Below are 15390 nucleotides of genomic sequence, written 5' to 3'. Positions count from 1 at the left end.
CGAGAGGTCGTTGGTGCGCTCTGAGAAACTGCCGACGGAGACGATGGGATCATCTGCGAGTAAAGCGATGGTGTCGGCCGTTTCGCCCGTGCTGATGTTACCGCGCCTGACATGTGCTGCATCAGAGGCTGGACCCATCTGGCGATCGCGGACGGGATCAGCCTCGGCTTCGGGTGATGACTGGTGATGCCGTTGCTGGAGCCTATCGAAGCTGGTCCGGACACGCGCTCTCCAATGCCGGCCTTTGCGCTGGAGCGGCCGTATGTTGCGGACGTCTCACTTGGGCCGACAGCGGACCGGCAGGCCGTAGAGGGATAAGTGAGGATCTGCCATGGGTGCGCGGGGGCTCGCCATGTCGAAAGCTTTGCAACCAGCTTGCGCAAGTCTTGCTGCGCTCCAGATGTCACTCRTAAACGACACTCGCCGCGATGAGACGCACCAGCTCCGCCTGCCGCCGTGTCTCGGTCTTCTCGAATGCGTGCTGCAGGTGGGTGCGCGCGGTGGTCAGGCTGATGCGGAGCTCGTCTGCGGCCGCCTGCAGCCCTTCGCCGCGGGCGATCGCGATTGCCACGGCCGCCTCGGCCGGGGTCAGCCGATAGAGATTGCGCAACTGGCCCTGYGCGGTCCGCGGCGCGCTGTCCGGATCGGCCACGAACACGATCGCGGCGGGGCGGCCGGCCAAGAACCAGGTCGACTTGGTCCTCAGCGGCGCCACCAGCACGCTCAGCGGTCGCCGCGGCGCCGGCCGCGCGAGCGCCATCACGCCGCCCGCAGTGTCCGACCGCTCCGCGGCCGCGACGATCAACCGCTGGAATTGCGCGGCATCCGCGCGCCTGGCTGCGCGCAGCGCCGATTTCTCTGTCCTGATTCCGTCCGCTTCAGTAAGCAGCGCTTCGGCCACCCGGTTGGCGAACAAGATCTCGCCGTTTGCCGCCACGATCAGCACGCCTTGGGCAACGCGGTCGAGCGCCTCGACATTGGCACTCCTGGYGATCTCCGAACGCGAGAGGCGCAATCCCACGCTCGCCGCGCGGACCAGATGCGGCCCGATACGGCGCAACCGGTCGAGGTGCTCGGGCTCGAACTCTCCTGTTGTCTCGGCGCGTCCGCAGGTGAACACGACGCGCGTGTCCGGCTCGTTCACCAGCACGACTCCGATCGAGTGGCACATGTCGCCAGGCCGGCAGAAGTCGTTGTAGAATTCGGAGCGCCGGTAGACCTCGCGCGGTAGGAGCTCCCAGATCGGGATCAGCGTACCGGCGCGCAGCCGCGCGATGCGCGGCAGGAACACATTGGTCTTGTAATAGTACCGCGCATAGGTGAGGTCCGCCTCGGGCGGCATGCGCACCGAATTCGCTTCGCTGCGCAACGTTCTTGTGTTCTGGAACGTGAGCTTGGTGGCGGCGCCTTCGAGGAAATCGGACAGCGTCTCGAGAACCTGCGGCCAGCGGCCGGGTTCGACCGCCGCATCGTAGATCTGCCCCACCATGCCGTCGAAGTCGTGCATGTTTGCCGGCTTTCACCGCTCCCTCGCCTGAGGGGATTTGCAGTCTGCCGGAAGCCGGCTTCACTGACAACCATTCCCCGCCGCATCTCGTATGTTCATACGAGGCGACCGCTGAGGCCAGCGTGTAGCTATCGTGACGCCATCAAGCTTCACATCAACCACATGTGGTGAAAGATGCAAACGCGGGCAGCACCTGGTACTGAAACCGACTGGAATGGTACGCATTACGAAACGCTGCTGACGGCGCGCGAGACCGGCGGCAAGCTCGGGGCATTTGCATCCGATGCTGGTCCGGGCGATGGACCGCCACGCCATCGCCACCCGAAATCCGACGAAGTCTTCATCGTTCTCCAAGGGCGGCTGCGCTTCTGGCGTGCCGGGGAGATTTCCGAGCGTAGCGCCGGGGCATTGTTCTACATTCCCGCTGGTGTCGAGCACACCTTCGTCGTCGTTGAGCGTGCGCGATGGATCGCTATCCTGTCCCCAGGTGGCCTCGAAAGCTTTTTCCCGACGGTTGCCGCGCAGGGACTGGAAATTCCGCGCGACCTCGCGGTGATCAAGGCGATTGCGACCGAGTTCGACATGGAAATTACCGGGCCACCCTTCTCGATCGCTGGGCCATAACGCACTTGGCGTGTCCGCGCATTTGGCTTCACCGGATCGACTGGTATGATCGTCGGGCCGACCGAATTCGGGAATGTCGATGGTCGGCTGAGATGATCCGCGAAGTTGCCGGCAAAAAGGGGCGATGACATGGAAGCGGCGCCGCGTTCACAGATTGCAGAGCACTACGCGCGAGGCACCCTGATCGCAGATATCCGTGATGGTCTTGCCGCCTTGGGGAAGACCGAAAGCACGGTCACGGCCGAGGACCTCTCGCCGGTGGACGAGTTTCACATTGGCGGCCGCGCCGCCACGGGAGAGCTGGCAGGGCAACTTGCGCTCACCACCGGGGATTGAGTGCTCGACATCGGCTGCGGCCTGGGTGGCCCGGCCAGACAGATCGCTGAGCGCTACGGCTGTCAGGTGACCGGCATCGACCTCACTCGCGACTACGTCGAAGCCGGCGCCGTCCTCTCCGGCTGGCTTCATCTCGAGGACCGCGTCTCGTTGCAGCAGGGCGATGCTTTGGCGCTGCCCTTCGCAGATGRATCGTTCACCGCCGCTTACATGTTGCACGTTGGAATGAACATTGCCGACAAAACCGCACTGTTTTCGGAGGCAGYGCGGGTCCTGCGCGCGGGCGCCCGGTTCGGTGTCTTCGACGTCATGCGCACCGGAGCCGGCGAGCTGTCTTATCCGCTGCCATGGGCGAGTACGGCAGATGCGAACGCGATCGCCACGCCAGAGCAGTACCGCGACGCGCTTTCCGCGGCAGGGTTCGAGGTCTTGTCGGAACGCGAGCGGCGCGATGTCGCGCTTGACCATTTCGCGCGGCAGCGCGCCCAGGCGGCCACAGGGCGGGTAGTACTGGGGATCCAGACGCTCATGGGAGCGCGGCGGCCGCAGATGGTCCGAAACATGGTCGAAAGTATTTCAGCGGGCCTGATTGCGCCGGTCGAGATCATTGCCCGAAGGTGCTGATGCCTGAGTTCGATCGCTGGCTCTGGCTGCTTCGGGTCAGAACTTCAACGAAGGAGCCCTGCCCTGGCACCGTCGGCTTAGGTGATCAGCAGAGCTGGCCTCAGCGGCCGTAAGGCGGAGCAAAAAACGTCATTCAATTCACGATCATAACCATGGGCGTGCAGAAGATGCGTTAAGTGACGAAGGCGTGGAAACCCTTCAGGAATGACGCCGTCGCGCGCGAAGCAAATGGCGATAGCCGCGCTCGACCATCTTCAGGCCGTCACGAACTAAGCGATGCGTCTGATAGCGAAAAGCCGAGTCGTGCCAGTCGGCGGCGCTGACCAGCCGTCGACCGAACAAGACGGTCGCCACTTCGAAATGGGATGCCCGCTCTTCCYGRCCATCGAGGCATCGCAGCATGTGGCCAAGGCGACGGYGCTGCGCCGCRGTCAACCGCGCGTCGGGAAGGTGCTGCCTGTGGATCGAGCGGATGAACCGCTCAATGGCCTCCAGCCGGTCGTACGCCATGCCGTCCAGTGGGATGATGGCGGCAACCGGTTCATCCGGCTTGGCGTCGCCAAGAACTGYCAGTTGCGTGCCGCCAGACCGTGTATGGAGGCCGACCTCATCATGCCGGCCCACGCCTCGCGGTACGTCGATGGTGCTGCCTTCCCGCGTTTGCAGTTCGGGCGGAACCTCGACAAGATTCACGACCCCAGGGTTGATCTCTGGTGCCCAATAGACGGGCTGCTCGATAGCGGACTGGTCAGGCCTGGCGGCGAAACTGCAAACCCCAGCGCTTGCGTAGTGCCCGCATCGCCTTAGCCGAGCGAGAGGTTGYGAAGTCCCGCTGATACAAGGGATTGCGGCGCAGAAACTCCCAGGYAATCTCATCGGCGGTTGCGCCTTTGATGAATGCATATGCCTGTGGGTCACGCCACTGCGATGTATCCGRCTTCATCCGCATCCTTCCCTTCTCGACGATTTGATAGGGGGGCGCGGCGTTGAGCGAGATCCTTGGATTCCGTCATTGACGAACGGAGGAGGAGAGAACCCGGCGGCGAGCAATCGAGCGAGAGGTATCCCGATGCATATGCTGCTGGGCGGCTTGCCTGGAAAGCCGTTCAGCTTTTGCGACGTTTCGGAACATTTTAGCCTCGCTGAATTTCATCTTCGCATGACGGAGCCACACGAAACCGGAGAAGCCGAGGATGCCAACCGGCGGGAACTCACCCCAGCCTATTGCCGGGCTGCTCGCGCGCTGCTCGATTGGCCTCAGGTCCRCCTGGCTGCGAAGTCCAATCTCAGCGAAGCCACGATCCGCGACTTCGAGAGCGGGAGGCGCATCCTCCGCACTGGAAGGATTGTGGCGGTCCGCWAAGCCTTCGAGTCGGYCRGCGTGACGTTAACGCTTGGCGGCCCTTTGCTGACAACGTCGGCGGATATTCCCTTAAGTGAGACAGAAGACCAGCGGGCCGGCGCACCGGCGGCGCGTACGTCGAAAAGGATCCGCAGTCGACCGCTGAAGGGTGAGGACGCCGAGGTCAAACACGTCGTTCAAGTGCATGACATTTCACCGGCCCAGCGCGAGAGCTGGTGCGCCGTCACGGTAACGACTGGCGCAAGATCGACGAGGCTGCGACAGTCTACAAGGACGACAAATGAAGGGCCGCTTGACCGAGYATATGCCGCTTCGTGATCGCCTTACTGGGCGGTGAAGAAGGTCGACAACACCTTACCCCTTCTCGCCGAGCAGGCAGACATGCCGCCAATATCTCGATCCGCATTTCGCTTCGCCAAAGRAAAAGCCCGCGTCGCCGCGGGCTTGTTCATTGTTGAATATTTGACGATCAGGTCTTGTCGACGACGTTCTTCACGGCGTCCTTGACCTGGCCCTTGGCGACCTGTGCYTTACCCTTGGTTTCCTGAACCTTGCCCTTGGCCTGTTCCTCGTGATTGTCCACGGCCTTGCCGAGGGCTTGGCGCGCCTTTCCGGCGACTTCGTTGGCATTGCCCTTAACCTTGTCCGATGTGCTTCCCATGACGCGCTCCCTTGCTGGATTAAGGCATTCACTCCGCAAGAGAATCTGTTCGTCGACAATTGGTTCCCGATTCCGGAAGACCGCAGCAGAATAGAGGGTCGTGACAGCGGGAACGGACGGGCGCGTCCATTGCTCGGACATCTTGTAACATGAAGATCGATCCGCCGCTCACAGAACGCTCGAGGAGCCCCGCGTAACGTTTGCGATCCCTACTGGCTCGCGCCCTGCAGTGTCTTGAACGTCTCTGTCCAGTTGCGATAGGCCTCGTCATCACCTTGGCTCCACGCGCTGAACGCGCGCCAGGCCGCAAAAGACGAAGCGGGCTGCTCGAAGAGCGCGCCGATCGATTGGTCGCCGGCGGGCTGGTCGCATATCGCGTCATGAGCGAGACGCCGCAGGTCAGCCAAGGCAGAGCGGATCTGCGGAAGCGGAAATTCGAAAAGATCGCTGTTGTCGTTCGCTTCTCGAACCACGACCGCAAGCTTGGCGRTCACACCCGCCAACGATTGTGCCGGCGTCGCCGCGATCTCGGCCAACAGGGCGTCGGCCTTGTCCGCCRCATCCTCTTCCCGGCCATCGAGATCGTCGCAGTCGGCGCTAGCCCCCTCCCCGCGCTCAACAAGAGCGCCTGTAGGCAAAAGTGCGCCGCGCTCCAAGAGCCCCTCCTCCTCTTGCTGCTGCCGGACTGAGGAAGCCAGCATCTCGACATGGGCATCGATCCAGGCAAGGGACAGGAGAAGTGCGGGGTCGTGTGACAACGGAGCTTCGGCTGAAGAGCCGGCAYACTCTTTGGTCAACGGAGATTGCATCTCCCGTCCAAGCGTGACGGAAGGCAAAGTCGTGGTATTGTCGGAATCAGCCATGATCCGAGCTCCCACACAGCTTGGCTTTGGTCAGGTCGGGCAAGGTGTTCCTGCACCCTGCTCGACCGTTTCACCGCCGCCCATGACCTGGAGATGATCTCTCGTGGGTCGCAGGCGGTGGCAACTAGCGGTGATTTAAGTGAACGCAGGCAAAAAATCAAGCCCTATGGCATCAAATGATACTTTTAGTATAGATGAACTTACAAGCGGACAAATTCGAGCCGCACGTGCTTTGCTTCAATGGGATCAGAAAACGCTTGCGGAACGGTCCAAGGTCTCACTCGCTACGATCAAACGACTAGAGCCTCTAACCGGTCCAATAAGTGCAAACAGGGTGACCATTGACGCGTTGCGACGCGCACTCGAATCCGCAGGCATTCAGTTTATCCCGGAGAATGGTGGTGGTGCGGGTGTCCGGCTCGCCAGCCGTTCTGATCAATCGTAGCAAGGTTTCRCAGTCAGCATGAAAGGACGCCTCGCCCGGTGYCGGGCGAGGCGTCTTCTAGGTCACTCGCCGTTGCGGCGGCTGGGGCGTGACCAGATGAGGCTGTGGCCCTCACCTTCCTCGTCGGCGAAGAGGTTGGCGTAGATCGGAGYGGTGAAGCTCGGGTCGTCCAGCTTGAGCCCGAGATAGTCGCGGCCCTCGTTGGAGCGCTTGGACCAGGCGGCGCCGATCTCGGCCTTGCYGACMACCACGCGATGGCTTGGAGCATTCTCGCCGCTGGCCCGGGTGTCGGGGACGATGCGTACGCTCTTGGCCTGGACGCTGAGGGTGACGATCTCGCCGGTGAACTCGTTCGCATTGGTCTTCTTGAAGGTGCCGATGGTAGCCATTTTCAATCTCCGTTTTCGTTTCCGAGCCCGCACCATGCGGCCTCGATGGCGATCGTGAGGCCGAAGGCAACCGCCGCCGCATCGCTTGCGACCGAAAAAGAGCGGAGGATGGCGCAGGCGCGCGTTTCTTGAGTTGCGCGAGGAATGGGCTTCGCCCAGGGGAAGAAACTCGCGACGCGCCATTGCGGCATAGGCGGTCGAGGCTTCAGCCGTCCTTCGGCCAGATCAGTCCGTTCGAGAGGTCGTTGGTGYGCTCTGAGAAACTGCCGACGGAGACGATGGGATCATCTGCGAGTAAAGCGATGGTGTCGGCCGTTTCGCCCGTGCTGAGATTGCCACCGTCTGACATGTGCTGCATCAGAGCCTAGACCCAACTGGCGATCGCGGATGGCGTCTGTTCGTCGTCGAGCGCACGACAAGGTAATGCCGTTGCTGGTTGCTACCGAGCTCGGCCAGCCGCTCGCTCGGCGCGCTTTTTAACGCTTTGAGAGCTCCTTTATTCCGTCCAGCGTCTCGATGCCGTTCTCAAACAGCGCCATCTTCTCCGCCGCCAGCGTCTCGCGCTCGGCACTGCCCAACGGCAGATCGGCCCCAAGCTCTTTGAGGCGGCTGAGGAACGACGGCGCAACACGTCTCTACCTCGGATGCTCAACGACCGGCGCCCTGAGATCGGGCTGCTAGGGAGTCGCACCTGGAGTAGTCACAGAGGCCGGCCTCGACCCGGCTGATGTAGGCTGAGCGGAAGCGGGGCCGGGTTGAGACCGCGCCGGAACAGTGTCGCGCGCGGGGGCCAGTGCAACGGTAATAGCGACCACAAACGTAACCGCTACCGCAATGCCCCCGGCCAAGGATACGACATTCAGGATGCGCTCTGCGTCTCGGCCAGGCCTCACCACCAGCTTGGAGTAGTCTTCTTCCGATAAGAAGCGATAAATCTGGTTCCGCCAGACGTCTCGTAGCTGGCGCTGCAGGGCGGCGAACCTATGACCGGAATATATGACTACGAAGATGTAGGCACAGACTATTGTCATCACCGCCACAATCAACAGAGAGGGTGCGTTAGCGGCGACGCGCGCGGCGATCAAACCAATCCCGATTCCTAGGGCCGAGGCTACAGCAGCAGCAACCTGTCGTGTGGCATCGGTGATTTTACCGGTCTCGTCAGTCACCGCCTTCCGCAGATCAGCAAGCGCCCTCAAATTATCTGCGCTCACCTTCGCAAGTGACATCTGATAGGCGATCTTGGCGCCCTCCAACGCGAAGGCAACATTCTCTTTGATACATTTTATGGTGTCAGCGTGGTTACCTCCGGTTCGAGCCAACTCCGTCGCAAAGAGTGTGTGCTTAGTCTCAGCCTCGCGATCCAACTCGTAAACCCATCGCGCGGCCGCCTGAAGCTCGCCGAAGCCGTGTTTGCCCAAATCACGGACTGTATCCGCATCAGTCGCAACCGGCGGCAAACTCAACCGTGGCGGGCCTCTGAACACATACGCACCCGTGTTCTGATCGATTTCGTTGGCCAAGGAGGGCAAGATGGCTCGGATTGCATGCTCAGCCCACTGGCGGAATCGCTGGTTTGCGTCACTCCAAGTTTTAGGATCCGACAAAAGCCAACGTCCGATCGACTGCGGCACTACGCGCAGCGCCCCGTATTCGTGCACAAGCGTGCGTGGGCTGCGCAGCGTCATAGCGGTTGAAAGGTCGAAATTGGTCGACTCCAGTGGAACGAACCGAACCTCCTCGGTGGCGATGGCAGTGTCGAGCCCCACTACGATGACAGTTTTTGCGAGCGCGGAGCCGGCGAGCCAATCGCCAAACCCCGATGCCGTCAGCAGTAGGATTTCGTCTGCCCCGAGCTTGGGTTTTTGCGCGGAAATGCGATAGGGGCCAAAGTCATCGGCAATGTCGTCGTGCTCGGTCTCCGAGCCAGCCCCATCGAACACGACATGCCGCCAACCAACTTCGGCGAAGCCCTGCGATACCTCAAGCACCGCCTCCGCCGCCAATTCCGACACGATGATAGTCTCGGGCGTTTCATGAACGAATGAATTGCCAGCGACGAACCTATCTAGCGCTAAGGCGAGCGTTCTCAGCGACGATGCGATCATCGGTCACCTTCTTTGTATGGATCGTGATGACCTCGCCACCATCCACCTTGCTTCGGGAAACCGTCGCTGCCGAGGCGTCGTCAGGATAAACAATGAGCACGCCTTCGGTGGTCTTCAATTGCCGCAGCCCGGGCTTCTTCAGGATCTTTCGGTTCGGCGCAAAGGACAAGCCCTCAAGCTTGGAACTCTTGAGTTTACGGCGCAGGCTTTGATCGAACCGGACAATCGTCCTCTCGTCCTCGGGATTTTCGGCGGCAGCAAGAATCGCGTCTCGTATCGATACTTCGTCGATCACGGTCCGGTCATGTAGATGGGCCTGAGCGTGCTTGAACGCCCTGGCCACATCCCGCCCGGGAAGGTCGTCTTTGCGCTCGGAAAGTGTGATGCGCAACAAATTCACGACCTCTTTGTTGAGCTCTTCGTCACTTCGGGTGCGCATTACATGCAGGTAGTTGGCAAAGTAGTCGCCTATATCAGCACCAGGCTTCATCCTGTCCGTTGCACAGAGAGCCGTTTCGGCCTTTCCATCGACTACCCGGACGAGTGCGGCTTTCTGGATGGAGCGCTTGCCGGCGACGAACGCTTGCACGATGAGCCGCAGGAGCTTCTCCTGGTTACCGTCCGTCTGCTCCACCACCTCTTCGTAGTCATACTTGATCAGGCTGTAGACTTTTGTCTTTGGCACATCAGTGGTGAGTTCAAAAATAAAGAACGCACCCTTCCGACTGGTCCCGTCATGGAACCGGGCGAACTCCCGAGCCAAATTCTGCGCACCAGTCTCGAAATCGTCTTCGTTCTTCGCGATTCGTTCGATCTGCGCCTTAGTGGAAGACTTCCCCTCGAAGCCAAAGACTGCAGCGGTGTCCGTTTCGCGAATGCGCTCAATGAAAAAGTCAGCCTGCTCCACTTCGCGCGCGGACTGCGGAATGAAATCCCCTTCACTCACCGCATGAAGAACCATGTTCTCAATTCGCAGCGAATTTAATTCATCTTCTGTCAGAAAGCCCACAAGCACCCCCATATCGCACCTGGATAATAGATCGGCATACGGATATACGACAACAAGGGACCGAGCAATTACGGTGTTTCTCCCGCGGGATGCCTATGGCCACCTGCGCAGTGTCGCGGTGGCACGCTTGCTTTACGATAGATACCGCCTGCGAACAAATCAAGAACGAATGAGTAAACCACTGCGCGTCAGCCGCGGTCGGTGTTGGCGGTGATCCGGGCCGGCCAAATGGTAGATTTTGAGCGCAAAGCCACCGTTCACTTCAGGATTGAAGGCGCCGGCCTGCAGACAGCGTAAGGAAGTATAAGGGCGCCCGTAGCACCGATCAGAGATAGCGCCTTCGCGCGCACAGCAATTGACGATAGCCGCGCTCGACCATGTTCAGGCTGTCGCGCACCAAGCGATGGGTCTGATATCGAAAAGCCGAGTCGCTCCAGCGCCGCGGCGCTGACCAGTCGCCGACCGAACAAGGCGGTTGCAGCTTCAAAATGGGATGCCTGCTCTTCCGTGCCACTGGGCATCGCAGCATGTGCCCAAGCCGCCGGCGCTGGGCCGCCGTCAAGCGCGTCGGGAAATGTTGCCTGTGAATGGAGCGGATGAACCGTTCGATGGCTTGTAGCCGGTCAGGAAAAAACTCGCGACGCGCCATTGCGGCATAGGTGGTCGAGGCTTTGTCCCTCCTTAAGCCAGATCAGCCCGTTCGAGAGGTCGTTGGTGCGCTCCGCGAATTCGAGGAGGAGGCCATTACGGCATCGGTGACCCAGAGACGAAGCGGATTGGTTCGCCAGATGTGAGCTACAATGGCTTGCCTGCATCACAGCATTTGGCCACCCCGTGCCAAGCGCACACATAGCGACCTTGAAAGTAGTTTGGACGAATTGAAGGTCTTCATCTACGACTGCTGTGAGGAGCAAAGCTGCCGTCCGACTCCGCCTCTTGCGCATGACAAGTTAAATCAGATTGGAATAGTCCGAATACGCGCCGCTGCCTGGCGTGCATCACATCTGTGAACAGGCAATAAGCACAACGCTTTCCCATTCCGCCTGCGTTTCGCGGCGGGTTGTCCGTTCAAGTTCGATTGTCGCGATGAAAATCAAACGCGCGGTCGATGCCTGTGGAGCACATGATTGCCTCAACCCCGGAATGTGGCGATTTGAGCATTGGCACACACCCAGCAGGTCATTGGTTTCCAGCTGCTTTCGATCCGGACTGCACGCCTTTAAACACGGATAGCGAGGACACTTGATCCAGCAGGGAGCACATATTGTTTGGACTGTCGAAGTTGAAGCCTTGGCATTTCTGGTCAGCCGCACAGGCCAACACGCAATTGGCGTAGCTGCCTGGCTCGTTCGAGTATGATTCCCCAACGACAACAGTGTTCTTGTAAAAGACGAGACTTGAAAGTTGGACTTTGYTGGCGACCGAAGGTTTTGCCGCCGCCGCGGCATCTGGAGCCCTCACCAAGATCGACGCATCGCCTTTCATAAAGCAGGCGGAATGTTTCTTGTCATAGGTAATGGCCTGACATTGACCGTCACCTTCGCACCTCGTCTGGCATTGGTCGAACGAGACGTTCATGAGCGGCATCCCAGGAAGATCAAACCCCATCGCGTCCCAGCCATCCTGCACAATCAACTTTTTGGCAGCTTCGGCCCGACCAGCCGGTAGCTGGTACTCGGCAGCGCTGAAGGTTTTGCCATCAAGCCAAGCACACTTTGAAGCGAGCTCGACCRCGGAATTGTCATTCAACCCAATGGATGCAAGAGTCGCAGGCGACGCAATGGGTGCCTCGGGCACAGCGGTCGGGGTTGATCTGGTCACCAGATCAGCGTTCACATCGACACCGTTTATGAGCCGACGAGTATAGCACCACGCCCGATCCCAAGTCGGGTCGTTCTCTTCGGTGAAGTAATGCCCGGACGTGAGTGTCCAGTGTGCGCCCTCAAAGTCGATTTCMCTCGTTAGGAACTTGTTGAAATCCACCGTTGTCTTGTCATTGCCCACCGGACCTGGCGATGGATTGGCAGGCTTTGCTTCCGGTATCGGAGCAGGTCGGTCCGAATTGGGTGGGTGYGTCGTTTCGGATGGTTCGATCCTGTCTGTGCGTTTGTCCAGCGGCGACGGCTTCTCCACCACGACCGGTGGCAGCTTGGCTTCTCTGCCGAAGAACAGGGCAGCACCATAGCCAATGCCGACCGCAGCAACCGCCACAGCCAAACCCGTCATTATCCTGCGAAACGCGTTTGCGYGGGCCATCCTGTCATAGGCCGCGGCTTCAGCCTCCAGGGTAGGAATAGCGGCTTGCTTGACGACGAGGTCGACCGCCTTTTCGAGAAGCGCTGTGTTATGCCGGACCAGCACGCTTGCGACCACCCTTGGCTGCTATCTGAACCAGATCGACGACTTCGGCAGGAAGGTCCTCACTTAGAGCCCTCCGTAGCGCATCGGGATCGTCGGTCAGGACCGGAACATAGAGGATTTCCTTCACCACCTTTTCGACCGGCACCTCGACTCGCTTTTCCACCTCCCTATCCACTGGCACTTCCACGGGCATCTTGATTGTCCGTATTCGACGCCAGCGCCATCTCAAAAGCATACGTCGGACCAATCGCGACAATCGATTTCCCGAACGTGATTCCGCCTGGGCCGCGATTCGCTGCAAGCCTAGTGCCACCATTGCCGTGATCGGACCGGCGAGCCCAGCGATAATCGCCAGTGAGCCAAACCAGATGGCCGCTACTTTTCCGGCCTCCGGCTCGCTTACCTGTTCCGGCTTTTCGCCATACCAACGGGCCGCAATTCGCCGGATCTGATCCRTTCGTGCCAGCGGTATTCGCTTTTTCTCGAGGTCGCTCAGCTGCTTTGCTATCTGGTCGCGCCTGGATTGGTTAGCCGAAATGACCTTTCCCTCGGCCGCTTCAGCTGATTGGGYCGCCGATAGATCCTCTCGCGCCTGAGCGAGGCGCCGTTCCCAATCGGCCGAAATTTCATCTAATGRTTTCTCAAGATCAGCGCGTCGATTCTGCAGCACCTGCCTCTGCTGGTCCGTCATTTTTGGACTTTGCAGCCTTAGGCGGTCGAATTCAGCTCGGGCAGCCGCGATCTGCTGATCAAGCGCTTGGAGTTGCGCGTCGTATTTTGCCTCGGTTTTCGAACGTGGATTGGCAAGTTTTCCAATCTCGTCTTCCCAACGCTTTGCGGACGCGGCATCGCCGCCTTCCCGCGCATCTTTGATCCGCTCGACGTAACTGTCTCTCTGGCGTTCGAATTCCTGAACGGCTTGTTTTACCCTGTTATCCCTTTCTGTGACCAGGTCGATACGTCGTTGATCCTGCTCCTTGAGCTGTTCTCTCGCCTTGGATGCCTCGGGTATCAGAGCGGTTGTGGCCTGAAGTTCCCCGTTGACATCCGCGATACGGACCTGAATTTCCTTGCGTGCCTTGTCGGCAAGGGCGCCAACCTCTTCAAGATCAGCCTTCGCCTTGGCCACCTGATCCGTCTGCTTTGCCGCTTCGTCCGAAGCAGTCAGCTTTGCATTTTCGCGGGTGAGCGTATCGATTTGATCGGCTATCTCCTCGTACTGCAGCTCTCGAAGGGTGCCGGCGCGCTCCAGGCCAAGCAACACAGTTTCGAAAGTGATCCCGGCGAGGAGCAAAAGGAACACCACAAGTATCGGCTTCCAAAACCAGGAGGCGCCATACAAAAGGGTCGCTATCGGGATTTTTGTAAGCTCGGCGATGGAGACGATGAAGAACGGAGYGCTCGCCAGGACCAGATCCATTGCGGTGGCGGACTGGCTTGCTTCGAAAGCCTGCACGCCCAGCATCAAGCCTGTAGCCAGACCGATGATTGACGCTGTAATCTCGAGTGCCCAAGCGCCACGGTAAGTCCATTGTCCGTAGCTTGCCAGCTTTTGGCTCATGCTTGCATTCACTGGGCACCCCCGCCTTATTTCCCCAATTCACCCTGCCATCTAGCTAAGGGGATTGCATCAAGAATTTTCGAGGCAGGAAGGACCTCAACTCATAATCTGCAAATATCGTTACTTTCGGAGCAGGTCGAATGCGTCGTACTGCCTCAACGTGACGACTGGCTTATTCRCAATTGATAAGCGCGTTGCTCCGTGTCATTGTCACTGAGGGGATGGGGCAATGTATCGGCTAAGATTGTTGTACCTCGGCGCGGCGCTCGCAATATCGGGCTGCACTGCCGATTACCTGAACAACTACGACACAGTGACGCTGGCATCGGGCGATGCCAACGCCACCAATCGTCTTTTGCAGACATTCGATCCATTCAACCCGCAAAGCAATAATACCCGTATCGAGGATGATGGACAGCGATTGACCGCAGTGGTTCAGCGCTACAGGGGCGTTGCCCCGCCCGCCAAAGTGCTTGGGAGAGTTCCGAAAAGCGACGTTGACCTGGATTGTGCAGGAGGCAGAGGCGACAACCCAGTTGTTCAGGGACCGGTGGCCGTAGGCCCCTCTGACCCCGACGGTCTCGATCGCAACCATAACGGTATTGGCTGTGAGAGCTGAAGAAGCCAGAGCCTAGGGGGATCGATGGCAAAAAGGGGTGCAGCGGGAATAGCGTGGCTCATCGTTCTCGCGGCTGTGGCTTGGCATGGACCTGCCAAACATAAGCCACCGCCCGTACCAACGCCCAAGGTCGAACCGGCGCAGCGGACCGAGCAGCCAATTATGGCACATCTCGAGCAGAAAGCGGTTGAGCCGCAAACTGCTGCATCGCCTGTCGGTAAGCCTCCACCGCTCGAGGGCCCTGCAAAGGCAGTGGATGGCGACACGATTGAAATCAGCGGCAAACCCGTTCATATCCACGGCATCGATGCCCCAGAATTCAACCAACAGTGCGATGATGCGAAAAACTTCACCTACTCATGCGGATGGGAGATCACCACCGCATTTCAGAAATTTCTGAAAAGCGCGAAGATCGTTCGCTGCGAATTCGTTTCGTGGGATCAGTACGGGCGGTACGTAGGCAGTTGCACGACTCGAAAAGGGCTCGATCTAGCCTCCTGGCTAGTCAGTAGCGGCTTAGCACCTGATTGGCCGCAATATAGCGGTGGTGCGTATGCTGACCTGCAATCCAAAGCTCAGAAAGCTAAGCGAGGCATCTGGAGCGGCACGTTCGAAATCCCATCCCTGWGGCGTGAGAAGGAGCAGGCGCVCATCCAACAAAAGCAGCAATTCTCCGCCTTTACATCGCAGGCACAAATAGCGGGTTATTCGTGCCAGCCGAGGCGGTATTGCAAGCAGATCAGATCGTGTGCGGAAGCAAACTGGTACATGCAAAACTGCTCTTGGGGAGGAGCATTGGACCGAGATAATGACGGCATTCCGTGCGAAGGCACGTGTTAGGCCGTCCCTCGCCACTTTGGCGCACCCCTAAATTCGAACATCAGCGCGATGCATCGGACCAGCGCTTCTCTCAATGGATC

At 59.5% G+C, this 15390-nt stretch carries 16 protein-coding genes; 5 read left to right on the top strand and 11 right to left on the bottom strand.

Annotated features, from left to right (window positions below; translation table 11 throughout):
* Positions 1–403: 403 nt before the first annotated feature.
* Entirely contained in the window at positions 404–1507 is a 1104-nt protein-coding gene (locus LCM4576_RS24725) for a LuxR C-terminal-related transcriptional regulator (protein ID WP_071035113.1), read from the bottom strand.
* 174 nt (positions 1508–1681) lie between these two features.
* On the opposite strand from LCM4576_RS24725, the gene LCM4576_RS24720 reads away from it, so the two are divergent.
* The 3 genes from LCM4576_RS24720 to LCM4576_RS24715 all read left to right on the top strand — a co-directional run bounded on the left by LCM4576_RS24720 (position 1682) and on the right by LCM4576_RS24715 (position 3091).
* Positions 1682–2131 carry a cupin domain-containing protein gene (locus tag LCM4576_RS24720; protein ID WP_052467698.1) on the top strand — a complete coding sequence of 150 codons (450 nt, stop codon included), beginning with the start codon at positions 1682–1684 and terminating at the stop codon, positions 2129–2131.
* A 129-nt stretch (positions 2132–2260) separates the two neighbouring features.
* The gene (locus tag LCM4576_RS35195) at positions 2261–2467 is read left to right on the top strand and encodes a hypothetical protein (protein WP_083361507.1); all 207 of its coding nucleotides are present in this window, start codon (positions 2261–2263) and stop codon (positions 2465–2467) included.
* Complete coding sequence (locus tag LCM4576_RS24715; RefSeq protein WP_083361506.1) at positions 2468–3091, top strand: class I SAM-dependent methyltransferase; 624 nt, start codon at positions 2468–2470, stop codon at positions 3089–3091. It abuts the gene before it with no gap.
* Between the two features lie 198 nt (positions 3092–3289).
* Here the strand turns inward: LCM4576_RS24715 and LCM4576_RS24710 are convergent, their stop codons facing one another.
* The 10 genes from LCM4576_RS24710 to LCM4576_RS24665 all read right to left on the bottom strand — a co-directional run bounded on the left by LCM4576_RS24710 (position 3290) and on the right by LCM4576_RS24665 (position 13851).
* Complete coding sequence (locus LCM4576_RS24710) at positions 3290–3784, bottom strand: DUF2285 domain-containing protein (protein WP_071035111.1); 495 nt, start codon at positions 3782–3784, stop codon at positions 3290–3292.
* Positions 3785–3839: 55 nt separating this feature from the next.
* Positions 3840–4034 (bottom strand): transcriptional regulator domain-containing protein, encoded by a 195-nt coding sequence (locus LCM4576_RS37320; RefSeq protein ID WP_083361508.1) that lies wholly within the window; start codon positions 4032–4034, stop codon positions 3840–3842.
* Positions 4035–4923: 889 nt separating this feature from the next.
* Entirely contained in the window at positions 4924–5115 is a 192-nt protein-coding gene (locus LCM4576_RS24700) for a CsbD family protein (protein WP_041002458.1), read from the bottom strand.
* A 209-nt stretch (positions 5116–5324) separates the two neighbouring features.
* Entirely contained in the window at positions 5325–5978 is a 654-nt protein-coding gene (locus LCM4576_RS24695) for a hypothetical protein (protein ID WP_244510905.1), read from the bottom strand.
* Positions 5979–6485: 507 nt separating this feature from the next.
* Positions 6486–6812: a DUF736 domain-containing protein gene (locus LCM4576_RS24690; RefSeq protein ID WP_071035109.1), complete on the bottom strand. Its 327-nt coding sequence runs from the start codon at positions 6810–6812 to the stop codon at positions 6486–6488.
* Between the two features lie 677 nt (positions 6813–7489).
* Entirely contained in the window at positions 7490–8920 is a 1431-nt protein-coding gene (locus tag LCM4576_RS24680; protein ID WP_041002451.1) for a hypothetical protein, read from the bottom strand.
* Positions 8877–9929: a nucleoid-associated protein gene (locus LCM4576_RS24675; protein ID WP_041005714.1), complete on the bottom strand. Its 1053-nt coding sequence runs from the start codon at positions 9927–9929 to the stop codon at positions 8877–8879. The genes LCM4576_RS24680 and LCM4576_RS24675 overlap by 44 nt, the downstream gene beginning before the upstream one ends.
* A 325-nt stretch (positions 9930–10254) precedes the next feature.
* Positions 10255–10578, bottom strand: coding sequence for a DNA -binding domain-containing protein (locus tag LCM4576_RS37795; protein ID WP_082047069.1), 324 nt, complete (start codon positions 10576–10578; stop codon positions 10255–10257).
* Between the two features lie 530 nt (positions 10579–11108).
* Complete coding sequence (locus LCM4576_RS24670; RefSeq protein ID WP_071035108.1) at positions 11109–12290, bottom strand: PAN domain-containing protein; 1182 nt, start codon at positions 12288–12290, stop codon at positions 11109–11111.
* Positions 12274–13851: a hypothetical protein gene (locus tag LCM4576_RS24665; protein ID WP_131803298.1), complete on the bottom strand. Its 1578-nt coding sequence runs from the start codon at positions 13849–13851 to the stop codon at positions 12274–12276. The genes LCM4576_RS24670 and LCM4576_RS24665 overlap by 17 nt, the downstream gene beginning before the upstream one ends.
* Before the next feature lie 229 nt (positions 13852–14080).
* Between LCM4576_RS24665 and LCM4576_RS35170 the strand changes: the two genes are divergently transcribed.
* Together LCM4576_RS35170 and LCM4576_RS35165 are read left to right on the top strand one after the other, a co-directional pair.
* A complete protein-coding gene (locus LCM4576_RS35170) occupies positions 14081–14470 on the top strand; it encodes a calcium-binding protein (protein WP_082047070.1) in 390 nt (129 codons plus the stop codon).
* 162 nt (positions 14471–14632) lie between these two features.
* Positions 14633–15310 carry a thermonuclease family protein gene (locus LCM4576_RS35165; protein ID WP_157901232.1) on the top strand — a complete coding sequence of 226 codons (678 nt, stop codon included), beginning with the start codon at positions 14633–14635 and terminating at the stop codon, positions 15308–15310.
* Positions 15311–15390 lie beyond the last annotated feature (80 nt).

This window comes from Mesorhizobium sp. LCM 4576, from assembly GCF_001854815.1.
Lineage (GTDB): Bacteria > Pseudomonadota > Alphaproteobacteria > Rhizobiales > Rhizobiaceae > Mesorhizobium > Mesorhizobium plurifarium.
Note: the sequence above shows the minus strand (reverse complement) of the source record. Positions and strands in the feature narration are given on the sequence as shown.